The sequence below is a fragment of the Methylobacterium crusticola genome (assembly GCF_003574465.1).
GTDB lineage: Bacteria > Pseudomonadota > Alphaproteobacteria > Rhizobiales > Beijerinckiaceae > Methylobacterium > Methylobacterium crusticola.
The window spans coordinates 21,889-36,865 of record NZ_KZ984618.1 but is presented as its reverse complement, the minus strand read 5'-3'; the positions used below and the strand labels follow the sequence as shown (position 1 = coordinate 36,865).

At 73.9% G+C, this 14,977-nt stretch carries 12 protein-coding genes; 3 read left to right on the top strand and 9 right to left on the bottom strand.

Features of this window, described 5'->3' with window-relative positions; all coding sequences use genetic code 11:
* Together phnE and DT057_RS01775 are read left to right on the top strand one after the other, a co-directional pair.
* Positions 1-838, top strand: an 838-nt coding sequence (gene phnE / locus DT057_RS01780; protein ID WP_128560409.1) for a phosphonate ABC transporter, permease protein PhnE, incomplete at its 5' end; no start/stop codon positions are given.
* A gap of 129 nt (positions 839-967) precedes the next feature.
* On the top strand, positions 968-1,714 hold the full coding sequence (locus DT057_RS01775; RefSeq protein ID WP_128560408.1) for a YebC/PmpR family DNA-binding transcriptional regulator: 747 nt from the start codon (positions 968-970) through the stop codon (positions 1,712-1,714).
* 42 nt (positions 1,715-1,756) lie between these two features.
* Here the strand turns inward: DT057_RS01775 and DT057_RS01770 are convergent, their stop codons facing one another.
* Complete coding sequence (locus DT057_RS01770; RefSeq protein WP_128560407.1) at positions 1,757-2,710, bottom strand: alpha/beta hydrolase; 954 nt, start codon at positions 2,708-2,710, stop codon at positions 1,757-1,759.
* Between the two features lie 20 nt (positions 2,711-2,730).
* Positions 2,731-4,368, bottom strand: coding sequence for a flavin-containing monooxygenase (locus tag DT057_RS01765; protein WP_128560406.1), 1,638 nt, complete (start codon positions 4,366-4,368; stop codon positions 2,731-2,733).
* A 428-nt stretch (positions 4,369-4,796) separates the two neighbouring features.
* On the opposite strand from DT057_RS01765, the gene DT057_RS01760 reads away from it, so the two are divergent.
* The gene (locus DT057_RS01760; RefSeq protein ID WP_128560405.1) at positions 4,797-6,029 is read left to right on the top strand and encodes an ABC transporter substrate-binding protein; all 1,233 of its coding nucleotides are present in this window, start codon (positions 4,797-4,799) and stop codon (positions 6,027-6,029) included.
* A 121-nt stretch (positions 6,030-6,150) separates the two neighbouring features.
* Here the strand turns inward: DT057_RS01760 and DT057_RS01755 are convergent, their stop codons facing one another.
* From DT057_RS01755 to DT057_RS01725, 7 genes are all read right to left on the bottom strand, one after another.
* Positions 6,151-7,362: an acyl-CoA dehydrogenase family protein gene (locus DT057_RS01755; protein ID WP_128560404.1), complete on the bottom strand. Its 1,212-nt coding sequence runs from the start codon at positions 7,360-7,362 to the stop codon at positions 6,151-6,153.
* An 82-nt stretch (positions 7,363-7,444) separates the two neighbouring features.
* On the bottom strand, positions 7,445-7,936 hold the full coding sequence (locus DT057_RS01750; protein WP_128560403.1) for a hypothetical protein: 492 nt from the start codon (positions 7,934-7,936) through the stop codon (positions 7,445-7,447).
* Positions 7,933-9,732: a PQQ-dependent dehydrogenase, methanol/ethanol family gene (locus tag DT057_RS01745; protein WP_128560402.1), complete on the bottom strand. Its 1,800-nt coding sequence runs from the start codon at positions 9,730-9,732 to the stop codon at positions 7,933-7,935. Before DT057_RS01745 ends, DT057_RS01750 begins: the two co-directional genes overlap by 4 nt.
* Positions 9,733-9,956: 224 nt before the next feature.
* The gene (locus DT057_RS01740) at positions 9,957-10,526 is read right to left on the bottom strand and encodes a QcrA and Rieske domain-containing protein (protein WP_128560401.1); all 570 of its coding nucleotides are present in this window, start codon (positions 10,524-10,526) and stop codon (positions 9,957-9,959) included.
* Positions 10,527-11,509: 983 nt separating this feature from the next.
* On the bottom strand, positions 11,510-12,706 hold the full coding sequence (locus tag DT057_RS01735; RefSeq protein ID WP_128560400.1) for a patatin-like phospholipase family protein: 1,197 nt from the start codon (positions 12,704-12,706) through the stop codon (positions 11,510-11,512).
* Between the two features lie 137 nt (positions 12,707-12,843).
* Positions 12,844-13,806, bottom strand: a complete 963-nt coding sequence (locus tag DT057_RS01730) for a prephenate/arogenate dehydrogenase family protein (RefSeq protein ID WP_128560399.1) — start codon at positions 13,804-13,806, stop codon at positions 12,844-12,846.
* Positions 13,799-14,911: a pyridoxal phosphate-dependent aminotransferase gene (locus DT057_RS01725; protein ID WP_128560398.1), complete on the bottom strand. Its 1,113-nt coding sequence runs from the start codon at positions 14,909-14,911 to the stop codon at positions 13,799-13,801. Before DT057_RS01725 ends, DT057_RS01730 begins: the two co-directional genes overlap by 8 nt.
* Positions 14,912-14,977: the final 66 nt, after the last annotated feature.

Below are 14,977 nucleotides of genomic sequence, written 5' to 3'. Positions count from 1 at the left end.
TGCCGCGCGGGCCGATCTCGCGGGCCTGCGCGGCCGGCATCCCGAGGCCTTCCGCACGCCGTGGCGGCGCCGCGCCGCCCTCGCGGGCACGCTCGCCCTCGTGGTCGGCCTCGCGGCCGTCGCGATGGTGCGGCTCGACTTCTCGCTCCTGCGCCTCGTCGCGGGGCTCGGCCGCCTCGGCACCTTCGCGGTCCTGATGCTGCCGCCCTCGGCCGGCGGCCAGTTCCCGGCCTTCCTGGCGGCCCTCGGCGAGACCCTGGCGATCGCGTTCCTGGGCACGCTGACGGCGGCGCTCCTCGCCGCCCCGGTGGCCTTCCTCGCCGCCCGCAACGTGGTGCGCAACCCCTTCCTGCGCTTCTCCGTGCGCCGGGGCTTCGACGTGATCCGCTCCGTCGACGTGCTGATCTGGGCGCTGATCTGGATCAACGTGGTGGGCCTCGGCCCCTTCGCGGGGGCGCTCGCCATCGCGTGCTCGGACGTCGGCGCCTTCGGCAAGCTGTTCTCCGAGGCGATCGAGACCGCGGACCGCAAGGCCCAGGAGGGCGTCACCGCCTCGGGCGGCGGCCGGCTCCACCGGATCCGCTTCGGCCTCGTCCCGGCGGTGCTGCCGGTGCTGGCGAGCCAGGTGCTGTACTACTTCGAATCGAACACCCGCTCGGCCACCATCATCGGCATCGTGGGCGCCGGCGGCATCGGCCAGTACCTGACGGAACTGATCCGGGTGCTGGAGCTGCAGCAGGTCGCCTTCCTGGTGCTGATGATCCTCGTCACCGTGGCGCTCATCGACCTCGTGTCGGCGCGCCTGCGCCGGGCGGTCATCGGGGACGCCGCGCGCTGAGACCCCGCGCCCGCCCGATTGTCTTCCCCGGGGGCTGGCGCCTATAAGCCGCCTCACCTCAATCGCCTGCGGCGTCGAGAGCCCCCGGCGGCGCTCTCCGCGCGCAAGGCTCGCCGCCGGGGGAGCGCCATGGCCGGGCATTCGCAGTTCAAGAACATCATGCACCGCAAGGGCCGCGTCGACGCGGTCCGCTCCAAGCTGTTCGGCAAGCTCGCCCGCGAGATCACGGTGGCGGCCAAGCTCGGCACGCCGGACCCGGCCATGAACCCGCGCCTGCGCGCCGCCGTGCTGGCGGCCCGGGCCGAGAACATGCCCAAGGACAACATCGAGCGGGCGATCAAGAAGGCCGCCGGCGGCGACGCGGAGGCCTACGAGGAGATCCGCTACGAGGGCTACGGCCCCGGCGGCGCCGCGCTGATCGTGGAGGCCCAGACCGACAACCGCAACCGCACCGCCTCCGACGTGCGCTCGGCCTTCACCAAGGCGGGCGGGAGCCTCGCCGAGACCGGCGCCGTCTCGTTCATGTTCGACCATGTCGGCCTCGTGGCCTTCGACGCCGGGGTGGCGGATGCCGACGCCATGCTGGAGGCCGCCATCGAGGCCGGCGCCGACGACGTCAAGTCGGACGAAGCCGGCCACGAGGTGATCTGCGGCCAGGGCGACCTCGCGGAGGTCGCCCGGACCCTGGAGGCCCGCTTCGGCGAGCCGCGCCGCGCCGCCCTGATCTGGCGGGCGCAGAACACCGTCGACGTCGACGACGAGACCGGCGAGAAGCTGATCCGCCTGCTCGAGACCATCGAGGACCAGGACGACGTCCAGAACGTGTTCGTGAACTTCGCCGTCTCGGACGCCCTGCTGGCGAAGCTGCAGGCCTGAGCCCCGCGGCGGGGCGCCTGCCCCGCGGGGAAGGCGCGCGCCTCACCCCGCCGTGCCCCAGGCGTCCCGGAGCCCGCTCGCCACGAAGGCGAGCACGCCCGCCGAGGCGCGCACGATCCGGCTCATGGTGAGGATGCCGTGGGTCTGGTCGCTGAGGTGCAGCGCCGTGACCGGCACGCCCTCGCGCTCGAGCCGGTGGGCGTAGAGCCGGCCCTCGTCGCAGAGCGGGTCGTGGCCGCAGGTCAGCACCAGGGCGGGCGGCGCCCCCGCGAGGCTCGCGGCCCGCAGCGGCGAGGCGCGCCAATCCGTCCGGTCCCGGGCGTCGGGCGTGTAATGGTCGACGAAGTAGCGCATGGTCGCGGCGGTGAGGGGCATGTCCCGCGTGACGCGCTCGTAGCTCTCGCCCGTCATGGCGAGGTCGACGGCGGGGTAGAGCAGCACCTGCAGGACGCTCGCCGGCGCGCTCCCGTCCCGGCCCATCAGGGCGAGCACCGCCGCGAGGTTGCCCCCGGCGCTGTCGCCCCCGACCGCGAGCCGCGCGGGGTCGACGGCGAGCCCCTCCGCCTCCCGGGCCACGAACGCGAGGGCGGCGGCCGCATCCTCGACCGCGGCCGGGAAGGGGTGCTCGGGCGCGAGCCGGTACTCCACCGAGGCGACGCAGGCCCCGGTCAGGTTGGCGAGCCGCCGGCAGACCCAGTCGTGGGACTCGATGCTGCCCAGCACCCAGCCTCCCCCGTGCAGGTAGAGGAGGCAGGGCAGGACCGCGTCAGGAGCCGTGCCGGCGCCCCGGTAGAGGCGCAGGGGCACGGGCCCCGCGGGCGTCGGCACCCCGAGGTCGCGCACCAGCGCCACCGGGTCGGGGGGCGGCTGGAGCGAGCGCCGGCCCGCCAGGTAGGCGCGCCGGCCCTGCTCGGGCGGCAGGGCGTCGAGGGGAGGGCTCCCGGCCTCCCGGATCAGGTCCAGGAGGGCCTGGACGTCGGGATGGATGGCGGTCATCGCGGGCGGCTCCCCGGGGTTCAGCGCAGCGCGAACCCCTCGTAGCCGTTCCGGGCGACCCGCGCGCAGATCTGCGCGTAGGCCGCCATGCCGCCGGCGTAGGGCATGAACACCCGCGGCTTGCCCGGCACGTTGGCGCCGAGGTACCAGGAGCTGTTGGCCATCGGCAGCAGGGTGGCGTTGGCCGCCTCGTTGACGTGGTCGACCCAGCGGTCCGACGCCTCGGCCGTGGCCTCGACGCGCACGAGGCCGTGCCCGCGGACATGGCCGATGCACGCCGTGATCCAGTCCACGTGCTGCTCGATGGCGACCGGCATGTTGCACAGGACCGACGGGCTGCCCGGGCCCGTGATGGTGAACAGGTTGGGGAACCCGGCCGTCTGGAGGCCCAGATAGGTGCGCGGGCCCGCGGCCCAGGCCTCCTTGAGGCCGCGGCCGCCGCTGCCGCGGATGTCCATCGCCAGCAGCGGGCCCGTCATGGCGTCGAAGCCGGTGGCGAACACGATGACGTCGAGGTCGTACTCGGCGTCGCCGGTGCGCACGCCCCGGGGGGTGACGGCCTCGATCGGGGAGGCCTTCAGGTCGACGAGCCGCACGTTGTCGCGGTTGAAGGTCTCGAAGTAGTCCGTGTCGATGGGCGGGCGCTTGGTCGCGAAGGGATGGTCGGTGGGCGTGAGCGCCGCCGCGGTGGCGGGGTCCCGCACGATCTGCCGGATCTTGTCCCGGATGAACCCGGCCGCGGTGTCGTTCGCCGCCTTGTCGACGAGGAGGTCGCGGAACACCGCGCGGAAGCGCAGGCCGCCCGCCTCCCAGGCGGATTCGTAGAGGGCGCGGCGCTCCTCCGGCGTGGCGTCGTGGGCCGAGCGCTCGGAGATCAGGAACGGGTGGCCGTTGGTCGAGGTCCGGGTGAGGGCGCGGATCTCGGCGTAGTTCGCCTTGATCCGGCTCTGCTCCTGCGGCGTGATCGGGCCGTTGCGGGCCGGGATGCTGTAGTTCGCGGTGCGCTGGAAGACCGTCAGGTGGGCGGCTTCGGCCGCGAGCACCGGGGCGGCCTGGATGCCGGTCGAGCCGGTGCCGATCAGCCCGACCCGCTTGCCCGCGAAGTCGACGCCCGCGTGCGGCCAGCGGCCGGTGTGGTACCACTCGCCCGCGAAGGTCTCGAGGCCCGGGATCTTCGGGATGTTGGCCGAGGACAGGCAGCCCACCGCCGTGATGAGGAAGGGGGCGACGAAGCGCTCGCCGGCCTCCGTCGTGACCGTCCAGGCGTTCGCCTCCTCGTCGAAGTCCGCCCGGGTCACCCGGGTCTCGAGCTGGATGTCGCGGGCGAGGTCGAAGCGCGCGGCGACGTGCTCGAGGTAGCGCCGGATCTCGGCCGGCTCGGGGTAGCGCTCCGTCCAGCTCCACTCCTGCTCCAGCTCGCGCGAGAAGGAGTACGAGTAGGAGTAGCTCTCCGAGTCGCAGCGCGCGCCCGGGTAGCGGTTCCAGTACCAGGTGCCGCCGATGCCGCTGCCGGCCTCCAGGACCCGCACGCTCAGCCCGAGCCGGTCGCGCAGGGCGTGGAGCTGGTAGAGGCCCGCGAACCCGGCGCCGACGATGATCGCGTCGTACGCGCGCGCCGGCGCCTCCGCCCCGACCGGTTCCGTGCGCGTGGTGAGCATGGTCGCGTGTCTCCCTGTTCCGGTGCGCTCGCGGCACCTTCATCGAGGCGCAAATCTTCGACGCTTTCGCGGGGCGATGCCAGCCGTTTCCGCGCAAGGCTGCGCTGCTCGCACCGGGGAGGCTCCGGAACGCCGCGGCGCCGGACTTTGCCCCGGACCTCGGGCGCCGCGCACCTTCGCCGCGCACCTTGGCGAAGGTGTCCCGGGCGCCGGGCCAGGTCTCGGCGCCGATCCGCTCCCCGGCGGGCCGGTTACATGGGGTTATCCGGCGTAGAGGCCGCCCGCCCGGGAGGCTCCAAGTCTTCGCGCAGGCGTGCCGAACCATCGGGGGCGGGCCGCGGACGGGGGAGCCGCCCCGGAACAACCGGGGCCGTGCCGTTGACACACCTTTGGCGGAGGCGCTTCCTCTCGGCGGGAGGACCGCACCGATGACGTCGACGCGCCGCACCGTCCTGAGCGCCGGGATCGGGCTCGGCCTCGCGCCCCTGCTGCCGCGCCGGCCGCGGGCGCAGGCCGCGGGCACGATCCGGATCGGCGTCCTCAACGACCAGTCCGGGCCCTACCGCGACATCAGCGGGCCCTACGGGGTGGCCTGCACCCAGCTCGCCGTCGACGAGTTCGCCAGCAAGGGCTTCAAGGTCGAGGTGATCGCGGCCGATCACCAGAACAAGCCCGACGTCGGGGCCGGCATCGCCCGGCAATGGTACGACCGGGACGGCGTCGACCTGATCCTCGACGTGCCGACCTCCTCGGTCGGCCTGGCGGTGAACCAGGTCGCCCGGGAGAAGAACAAGGCCTACATCAACACCGGCGCGGCCACCTCCGACCTGACCGGGACCCAGTGCACGCCGGTCACGGTCTCCTGGATGTACGACACCTACATGCTGGCCCGGTCGACCGGGGGCGCCATGGTCAAGGCGGGCGGCGATTCGTGGTTCTTCATCACCGCCGATTACGCCTTCGGGCACGCGCTGGAGCGCGACACCGGGAGCTTCGTGAAGGCGAGCGGCGGGCGCGTCCTCGGGAGCGTCCGCTACCCGTTCCCGTCGACCGCCGACTTTTCGTCCTTCATCCTCCAGGCCCAGAACAGCGGCGCCAGGATCATCGGGCTGGCGAATGCCGGGGCCGACACGGTCAACTCGATCAAGCAGGCCGCGGAGTTCGCGCTGACCCAGCACGGGGCGAAGCTCGCGGCGCTCCTGATGTTCCTGTCGGACGTGCACGCCCTCGGCCTCAAGGCCGCCCAGGGGCTGGTCCTGACGGAGAGCTTCTACTGGGACCTCAACGACCGCACCCGCGCGATCACCCGGCGCGCGCTGCCGCGGCTCAAGGGCGCCTACCCGAACATGGCGTCGATCGCGAACTACTCGGCGACGCTGCACTACCTCAAGGCGGTGGCGGATCTCGGCGTCCCGGCCGCCAAGGCGTCGGGCGTCGACGTCGTCGCCCGCATGAAGGCGATGCCGACCGACGACGACGCCTTCGGTCCCGGCCGCATCCGCGAGGACGGCCGCAAGCTCTGCCCCGCCTACCTGTTCGAGGTGAAGACGCCCCAGGAGAGCAGCGGGCCCTGGGACTACTACAAGCTCATCGGGACGACCCCGGCCGAGGAGGCCTTCCGGCCCCTCGACAAGGGCGGCTGCCCGCTCGTGAGGGCGTGAGGCGACGGCCCGGGGGAGCTTCCCCGGGCCGAACCGCGACCCGCGGCCGGCTTGGCGCCCGCGCACGCGCGTCCCTTGCGCCGAGGCAGGCTCCCGGCGGCTCCCCCGGCGGGGGGCCGGATCAGGCCTCGGCCGTCGGCCAGGCGAAGAAGCCGCGGCCCTCCGACTCGAGGTGGCGGTTCAGCACCATGCGGTGGACCTCGTCGGCGCCGTCCACCAGGCGGGCCTGGCGGGCGTAGCGGTAGATCCACTCCAGCACCGTGTCCTTGGAGTAGCCCCGGGCGCCGTTGATCTGGATGCCGATGTCGGCGGCCCGGTGCAGGGTGTTGGCGACGTGGATCTTGGCCATCGACACCTCTTTCCGGGCGAAGCGGCCCTGGTCGAGCTCCCAGGCCGCCCGCATCACGAGGAGGCGCCCGATCTCGATGTCCATGGCGAGGCCGCCGAGCATGAGCTGCACGCTCTCGCGGTCGGCGAGCCGGACCCCGAAGCCCTCCCGCACCGCCGCGTAGTCCTGGGCGATCTCGACGCAGCGCCCGGCGAGGCCGAGCCAGCGCATGCAGTGGGTCAGGCGGGCGGGCCCGAGGCGGACCTGGGTCACCTTGAGGCCCTTGCCCTCGCCCGCGAGCACGTCCCCGGGCGCCACCGCGAGCCCGTCGAAGGCGATCTCGCAATGCCCGCCGTGCTCCTCCGGCCCCATGATGGGGATGCGGCGCACGATCTCCCAGCCGGGCTGGTCGCGGTGAAACAGGAAGGCGGTGAGCCCGTGGCGCGGATCGTCGGAGGTGCGGGCGATCAGGATGAAGTGGGCCGCCTCCGCGGCGCCGGTGATGTACCACTTGCGGCCGCTGATGCGGTAGCTGCCGTCCGGCTGGCGCTCGGCGCGGGTGCGGATCATCGACGGGTCGGAGCCGCCGCCCGGGTGCGGCTCGGTCATGGCGAAGGCCGAGCGCACGGCGCCGGACACGATCGGCGCGAGCCAGCGGCTCTTCTGCTCGGGCGTGCCGAGGGCCTCCAGCACCATCATGTTGCCGTCGTCGGGGGCGGCGGAGTTGAACACCACCGGCCCGAAGATCGAGCGGTTCATCTCGGTGTAGCAGGCCGCCATCCCGACCTTGCCGAGGCCCTGGCCGCCGGTCTCCTCCTTGAGCTGGAGGCACCACAGGCCCGCCGCCCTGGCCTTGGCCCGCAGGGCGTCGAGGGCGTCGAGGCGGATGTTCTCGTGCTCGTCCCAGGTCGCGCGGTCGGCCTCGACCGGCAGAACCTCGCGGGCGACGAAATCCGCGACCCGGGCGCGGTATTCCTCGATCCTCGGGGAGAGCGTGAAGTCCATGGCGATCCTCGGGCGTGCTGTGCGGCCTTGCCTCCCCGCTTGCGCCGGCCCGGCGGGTCGGGTCAAGCGGGGAGGGGGACGCCTACGGGCGGCCCTGCCGGGTCGGGACGAGGAGCGCGATGCGGTACACGCCCGCCTCCCTGCCGACGAGGAAGACGCTGGCCGGCCGGTCGCCCGCCTCGCCCGGCGGCTCGTCGAACACCACCCGCAGCTGCTCGGTGACCGGCATGTTGGCCTTGAGCGTGCCGCGCCCTTCGGCCTCCGCGAGCCCGTCGGCCGGAAAGGCCTCGAGGTCGGCCGACCGGATCGGCCGGCCGAAGCTGTAGCGGATCTGGTAGAGCGTCAGCCGCCGCCGCTGGGGCCGGGCGCCGGTCCAGTTCACCAGGCGCTCGAAGGCCGCGGTGTCGTGGGCCCGGAGCGCCTTCGTGACGTAGGCGACCAGGTCCTCAGGCCGCGAGGGCAGGGCCGCCTCGGCGGACGCCTCCGCGGCGGCGGACGGGTCCTGCTGGGCGCGGGCCGGTGCGGCCGCCCCGAGCAGGGCGGCCGCGACGCCGGCGACGGCGAGGCGCCTCACTGGGCCGTCGCCTCCTCGCCCATGACCCGGAAGACCCAGATCACGCCGCCCTGCGGGGCCACGCTGACGCGCCGCTCCTCGGGCAGCACGGCGTTGAGGCCGTTGAGCATCCGGTCGGCGTCGACGCCCCAGCCGGCCTGGACGGCGATGTACTGCACGCCGTCGATCATGTAGCTCGACGGCACGCCGGTGACGCCGGAATTGAGCCGGGTCTCCCACACCATCTTGCCGGTGGTGCCGTCGAAGGCCCGGAACTTCCGGTCGCTGGTGCCGCCGGCGAAGATCAGGCCGCTGCCGGTGGTCAGGAGCGGCCCCCACATGGCCGTGTCCTGGAAGTCGTGGGTCCAGACCCTCTTGCCGGTCTTCGGGTCCCAGGCCTGGATGGCGCCGATGGCGAAGGGCTTCGACTTGTCCACGCCGTCGCGCAGGCGCAGGGAGTTCAGCACCTCGTCGATCGGGATGCCGATGTAGAGCTCGCCCGGCTTGCGCAGCCCGGCCTGCGTGCCGGCGAGCTCGGAGCAGAGGTTGTCGTTCGACGGGATGTAGAACAGGCCCGTCTTCGGGTTGTAGGCCTCCGGCGGCCAGTCCTTGCCGCCCCACAGGCCGGGGCAGAAGGCGGCGCGGCGGTTGATGCCCGGTATCTTCTCCTGGTTGTAGGTCGGCCGGCCCGTCTTCGGGTCGAGGGAGGCGAAGACGTTCTGGTACACGAACGGCTTGCCCTCCACGAAGGTGAGCGGGCCCTCCTTGGTGCGCTCGAGCGTCCAGAGGTAGCCGTTGCGGCCGGCGTGGATCGCCGCCGGGATCGTCCGGCCGCCGCGCTCGATGTCGATCAGGATCGGGGCCGAGACCTCGTCCCAGTCCCAGGCGTCGTTCCAGTGGTACTGGTGGTGGCCCTTGATCGCGCCGGAATCGAGGTCGAGGGCCACGACGGACGAGGTGTAGAGGTTGTCGCCGGGCCGGGCGTCCGGGGTCCAGGGGCCGCCGTTGCCGGTGCCGTAATAGGCGAGGTTGGTGGCCGGGTCGTAGCTGCCCTGGATCCAGACCGAGCCGCCGCCGACCTTCCAGGAATCGCCCTTCCAGGTGTCGGCCGCCGGGTCGCCCGGGCCGGCCACCGTGTAGGTCTTCCAGGCCTCGTCGCCGGTCTCGGCGTTGAGGGCCGTGATGAAGCCGCGGATGCCGTACTCGCCGCCCGAGACGCCGACCACGACCTTGCCCTTCGCCACCAGGGGCGAGAGGGTCATGTAGTAGCCGTCCTTCCAGGGCGCGACGCACTTCTCCCACTTCACCTTGCCGGTGGTGGCGCCGAGGGCGATCACGCAGGCGTCCGTGGTGGTGACGAAGACGCTGTCGCCGTAGAGGCCGACGCCGCGGTTGGTCGGGTGGAGCTGGGACAGCTCGGGCGGCAGTTCCTTCTGGTAGCGCCACAGCACCTCGCCGGTGCGGGCGTTGATCGCCAGCACCTGCGCCTGCGGCGTCGAGACGAACATGACGCCGTTGTTGACGATCGGGGGCGCCTGGTGGCCCTCGCTCACGCCCGTCGACAGGCTCCAGGCCGGGACGAGGCGGGTCACGTTCTTGGCCGTGATCTGGTCGAGGGGCGTGTAGCCCCAGCCCTGGTAGTTGCCCCGGTACTGCAGCCAGTTCTCGGGCTCGGGGTTGGCGAGGCGCTGGTCGGTGACCGGCTTGTAGTCGAGGGGAGCCGCCGACGCCCCCCCGGGGAGCGCGAGGACCCCTCCGGCGAGCGCGAGGGCGACGGGGGCCGCCGCGGCGAGCCCTTTCCTGACGAGACGTGACATGCCTGCTCTCCTCCCGTGTCCGGCAGGCCGGCCCGTGGCCGCCCGCGCGCTCTGACCCGAAACGTCCCGGGCCCGCGTCGTTGCCGCCGCGCGGGCCTCGTTCCTCCCGCGCGCCGCGGCGGGTGCCGCGACCGCGCCCGCGCGGTGACCGCTCTCGTGCGGCCGGATCCCGCCGCGCACGGGAGCGGACGCCGCTCCCGCCGCGAGGCGGCCTCGTCCCGGGGTCAGGCGGTGCCCGGCCCGGGCTTGCTCGTGAAGCTCCCCGCCACCATCAGGGCGCCGCCCTCGCCCCTGGCGAGGGGCAGGACCGGCAGCCGCTTGCGGGCGGGGCCCTTGGCGACCCGGCCGCCCTCGGCGGGCAGGAACTCCGAGTGGTGGCAGAAGCAGCTCAGCTTCCTGTCCTCGTGGTTCCAGCCGCTGATCGTGCAGCCCTGGTGGGTGCAGACGCCCGAGAGCGCCACCACGCCCTCGACCGTGTGGGGGCGGATCTCCTCGGCGATGTCCCCGGGGGCGACCCGGACCAGGATGATCTTGCTGAAGCGCGAGCCGTCGCGCTTGATGCCCGCGGGATCGACCGCCACGGCCTCCACGAGGGTCCCCTCCTCGGCGAGGGACGCGAGGGTCACGGCCTGGCCCGCCTGCGCGCCGTCCCCGAGCACGAGCCGGTCGCCCTTCTGGGGCAGGGCATCCTCCGGGCCGGCCCAGGCGGCGCGTCCCGTGGCGCAGCACGCGACGGCCCCGGCCACGACGCTGCGGCGGTCGACGCCGCCCGCGCGCTTCCCACGCTGATCCATCCCGCCTCCCGTCGAGCCACGACGTTGTTTTTAGATTGCTCTTATTCGTAACCGAGGGGCGCCGGCGGTTCAAGGCGCCCGAGTGAATTTTCCGCAAGGCTTCATGCGGCCCGCCCGCGGAATACGCATGTGATTCAACGCGATGGGACGAACTCTGCTTGTCGTCTCCTTGGGCGGCCGCGGGCGGGCCGCGCCGCGGCGTGGTGCAATGCAAAAATCATCTGTGCAGTGCATGATGAGGCGGTCCGTCCCCTGACGCCCGTCGGCGCGCCAGCTCCCGAAAGCCCATCAGCGCCCGTCCCGGAGAGCATCAGCCCGCCGATGAGCCCGCCGATCGCCGCCGTGATGGCCGGGGCCGGGATCGCGAGCAGGCGGTCGACCTGGCCCCGGGTCGCGGCCGCGTGCGTCTCGGCGGCGTGGAGCAGCACGGCGGGGAGGCGGTTCACCGGCTCGCCGGAGGCGATCAGGTCCGGGGTCGAGGGCGAGAGCGGCCGCAGGGAGGCGAGGCCGGCGACTCGCGCCCGGCGGCCTCCAGGCTGCCGGCCACCAGCCGCCCGTCGCCGCCGGAGGCCCGGCAGGCGAAGCGCGCCATCACTCCCGGGCGCTCGAACACGGGGCCGATCTCCTCGACGGTGGCGTCGCCGGCCAGGGATCGGGCCGCCTCGCGGGAGACGGCTCGCGCATGATGGCCTCGCCGTCGCCGCCCGGTGCGGCGCCGCGCGCCACCCCGCGGACCCGCCCTTGCGGACCTCCGAGCGGCCCGAATTTCCTCGCGGCAGGCCACCGGGTTCCCGGGCGGCAGCGTTGCGGATCGGCTACGACGGTGCCTGCATCGCCGGGCCGGCTCCGGGCCGGGACGGCTCCGGGCCGGCGCCCGCGCGACCTCACCCCGATCGGACCCGATGCCGGTCCGCCCGGCAGCGTGCTGCGGCGCGGGCTCGACCGATGGAGCCCCGCGCGCCGCCGGGCGCGCGGGGAGCACGTCAGCGCAGGGCCATGGCCTGCGGCTCGACCGCCGGCTCGCCCTCGCGCGGGAGCGTGGTCTGCCAGGGCGCGCCCGTGCGGGCCTTGGCATAGCCGTCGTCGAACAGCCGGCGCATGTAGGCGGTGTCGAAGCCCTGCGCGGCCGAGACCTCGGGGATGCGCTGGTCGATGTAGGTGAGGTGGAAGCCGATGCCGTTGCGCCGGGCGAACGCGTAGGTGCTGGCGAGGGTGGCGCGGGAGCGGGCGCGGCCCACGGTCGAGAGCGAGCGGGTGGCGATCGGCAGGGTGCCGTTCGGCACCACGTCGAAGCTCGGCTCGACGCGGCCGTTGATGATGACGTAGATGTTGGGCCGCCCGCGGCTCGCCCCCAGGCGGCCGTCCTGGGTCAGGAAGGCCTCCGGCAGGGTGAAGACCGGCGTCACCACCGAGCCGTCGACGTGCATCTCCTGGAAGGCGTGGTTGCCGGCCTGGGCGTCGATCAGCATCGGGGGGAACACCGCCGGGACGCTCGCCGAGGCGGTGAGCACGTCGCGAAACAGCGTCGCGGCGTTGGGCTGGCCGCTCGCCGCGATGGCGCCCATGTCCCAGATCACCGCCCGCTGCGAATCGAGGTTGGTGGTGACCACGAGGAGGCGCCGGCCCTTCCGGTGCTCCTCCGCGACGGCCGCCAGCATCTCGGGCGTGACGTGGCGCCCGACGAGGTCGCGCAGGCGCTGGTCGCCGAACAGTCCGTCGCCGAGCAGGATGTTGAGCGGGTTGGGCGAGCGCACCAGGCCCGCGGCCGCGCCGCTGGTGTAGATGTCGCGCAGGCTCGGGTCGTAGGCCGGCCCCAGGAACGCGAACGGGGCGATGAGCGCGCCCGTCGAGACGCCGGACACGATGGTGAAGGTCGGGCGGCGCCCGGTCTCGCTCCAGCCGTTGAGCACGCCGGCCCCGTAGGCCCCGTCGCCGCCCCCGCCCGAGAGCGCCAGGTAGCTGAAGGGCTCGCGCAGCGAGGCCACCCGCTCGGTCACCTGGGCGAAGCTGCGGGCGGTCCCGTCGGCCCAGAAGCGCACGCCGGGCTCCTGGCCCGGCACGGTCGCGACGGCGGCCTCCGCGGCCGTGTAGGGCGTGCGCGGCAGCGACGCGCAGGCCGCCCCCTGCGCGCCGATCAGGGCCACCAGGAGACCGCGGCCCCAGTTCGATCGAGCAGACATGGTCACTTCACCAACAGATTCGTCACGCCGGCCCTCGCCCGGGAGTATCGGGCACCGGCGGCGAAACGGCAACGCTTATGGCAAAGCTCGGGACGGGAAAGGGTTCCGCCGCGCGGGACGCCGGTCCCGGCGCGTCGTCACCCCGGCGCCTTCGGGCCCGGGCCGGCGCCGCGGCGGCCGAAATCCGGCTCGGCGGTCTCCTGGCCCACGGCCACGATGCCGCGCCGGATCGCCCGGGTGCGGGTGAAGAGCGCGTGCAGCGCCTCGCCGTCGTCCCACCGGATGGCGCGGGCCAGGGCCGCCAGGTCCTCGTTGAAGCGGCCGAGCATCTCCAGCACGGCGTCCTTGTTGGTGAGGAAGACGTCGCGCCACATGGTCGGGTCAGAGGCGGCGATGCGGGTGAAGTCGCGAAAGCCGCCGGCCGAGAACTTGATCACCTCGGACTGGGTCACGGCCTCGAGGTCGGCGGCGGTGCCGACGATGTTGTAGGCGATGAGGTGCGGCACGTGGCTCGTGATCGCCAGCACGAGGTCGTGGTGGGCCGGGGTCATGGTCTCGACGACCGAGCCGAGGCCCTCCCAGAAGGCCCGCACCCGCGCGACCGCGGCCGGCGCCGTGCCCTCCGGCGGGGTGAGGATGCACCAGCGGCCGTGGAACAGGCTGGCGAAGCCCGCATCCGGCCCCGAATGCTCGGTGCCGGCGACCGGGTGGGCCGGCACGAAGGCGACGTGGCCCGGCAGGTGGGGCGCGGCGGCCGCCACCACGGCGCCCTTGACCGAGCCGACGTCGGACACGATGGCGCCGGGCGCGAGGGCGCCCGCCATCGCGGCCGCGACCGGCCCGACCGCGCCCACGGGCACGCACAGCACGACGAGGTCCGCCCCGGCCACGCCCGCGGCGAGGTCGGCCGTCGCGACGTCGGCGATCCCGAGCGCCCGCACCCGCTCCCGCACGCCCGCGTCGCGGTCGATCGCCACGATCTCCCGCGCCAGCCCGGCCTCCCGGGCCCCGCGGGCGATCGAGGAGCCGATCAGCCCGAGCCCGACCAGGGCCAGGCGCCGGAACGGGGCCGGCCGCCCGGCGGCGTCCGCCTCAGGCATCGGAGCGCCCCGCCACGAACGCGCCGAGGGCGGCGACCACCGCCTCGTTCGCCTCCGCCGAGCCGATGGTCATGCGCAGGGCGTGCGGCAGGCCGTAGGCGCCGACGCGGCGCAGGATCAGCCCGCGGGCGGTCAGGAAGGCGTCCGCCTCCGCGGCGCCCCGGCCGGCGGCCTCGGGGAAGTGGATCAGCACGAAGTTGCCGACGCTCGGGGTGACGGCGAGGCCGAGCGCCTCGATCGCCCGCGTGACCTTCGGCAGCCAGGCCTCGTTGTGGGCGACCGCCGCCGCCACGTGGGCGTCGTCCGCCACGGCGGCGGCGCCGGCGGCGATCGCCGCCGAGCCGAGGTTGAAGGGCCCGCGGATGCGGTTGACCGCGTCGGCGACGGCCGCGGGCGCCACCATCCAGCCAATGCGCAGGGCAGCCAGCCCGTACACCTTCGAGAAGGTGCGGGTCATGACGACGTTCTCGGATTCGGCGACCAGCTCGAGGCCGGCGGCGTAGTCGTTGCGCCGGACGTACTCGGCGTAGGCCGCGTCGAGCACCAGCAGCACGTCCCCGGGCAGGCCGGCGTGCAGGCGCCGCACCTCGTCGAAGGGCAGGTAGGTGCCGGTGGGGTTGTTGGGGTTGGCGAGGTAGACGATGCGCGTGCGCGGCGTGACGGCCCGCAGGATCGCGTCGACGTCGGCCGTGTGGTCGCGCTCCGGCGCCACCACGGGCGTGCCGCCCGCCGCCAGGATGGCGATGCGGTAGACCAGGAAGCCGTACTGCGAGTACAGGCCCTCCTCCCCCGGTCCCATGTAGGCGTAGGTGAGGAGCGACAGCAGCTCGTCCGAGCCGGCCCCGCAGACGATCCGCTCCGGGTCGAGGCCGTACTTCGCCGCGATGGCGGTCCTGAGCGCCTGGGCGCTGCCGTCGGGATAGAGCGCGAGGTGGCCCGTGGTCTCCTGCGCCGCCGCGACCGCCGCCGGGCTCGGGCCGAGGGGCGTCTCGTTCGACGACAGCTTGTGCAGCCTGACGCCGGCCGGGGCCGCGCTCTTGCCCGGGACGTAGGCCTCGATCGCGAGGACGCCGGGGCGCGGGACGGGACGGAGGGCGGCGGACATGGGCGGTCTCGGCAGGAGGGGAGGTCGGCCGCCCGTCTAGAGCATGTTGGGCGCCGGGGGAACCGG

What these genes read in the sequence shown, in the direction of transcription:
- DT057_RS01775 (WP_128560408.1), top strand. Translation starts at nt 968, where the DNA reads ATGGCCGGGCATTCGCAGTTCAAGAACATCATGCACCGCAAGGGCCGC.
- DT057_RS01770 (WP_128560407.1), bottom strand. Translation starts at nt 2,710, where the DNA reads ATGACCGCCATCCATCCCGACGTCCAGGCCCTCCTGGACCTGATCCGG.
- DT057_RS01765 (WP_128560406.1), bottom strand. Translation starts at nt 4,368, where the DNA reads ATGCTCACCACGCGCACGGAACCGGTCGGGGCGGAGGCGCCGGCGCGC.
- DT057_RS01760 (WP_128560405.1), top strand. Translation starts at nt 4,797, where the DNA reads ATGACGTCGACGCGCCGCACCGTCCTGAGCGCCGGGATCGGGCTCGGC.
- DT057_RS01755 (WP_128560404.1), bottom strand. Translation starts at nt 7,362, where the DNA reads ATGGACTTCACGCTCTCCCCGAGGATCGAGGAATACCGCGCCCGGGTC.
- DT057_RS01745 (WP_128560402.1), bottom strand. Translation starts at nt 9,732, where the DNA reads ATGTCACGTCTCGTCAGGAAAGGGCTCGCCGCGGCGGCCCCCGTCGCC.
- DT057_RS01740 (WP_128560401.1), bottom strand. Translation starts at nt 10,526, where the DNA reads ATGGATCAGCGTGGGAAGCGCGCGGGCGGCGTCGACCGCCGCAGCGTC.
- DT057_RS01735 (WP_128560400.1), bottom strand. Translation starts at nt 12,706, where the DNA reads ATGTCTGCTCGATCGAACTGGGGCCGCGGTCTCCTGGTGGCCCTGATC.
- DT057_RS01730 (WP_128560399.1), bottom strand. Translation starts at nt 13,806, where the DNA reads ATGCCTGAGGCGGACGCCGCCGGGCGGCCGGCCCCGTTCCGGCGCCTG.
- DT057_RS01725 (WP_128560398.1), bottom strand. Translation starts at nt 14,911, where the DNA reads ATGTCCGCCGCCCTCCGTCCCGTCCCGCGCCCCGGCGTCCTCGCGATC.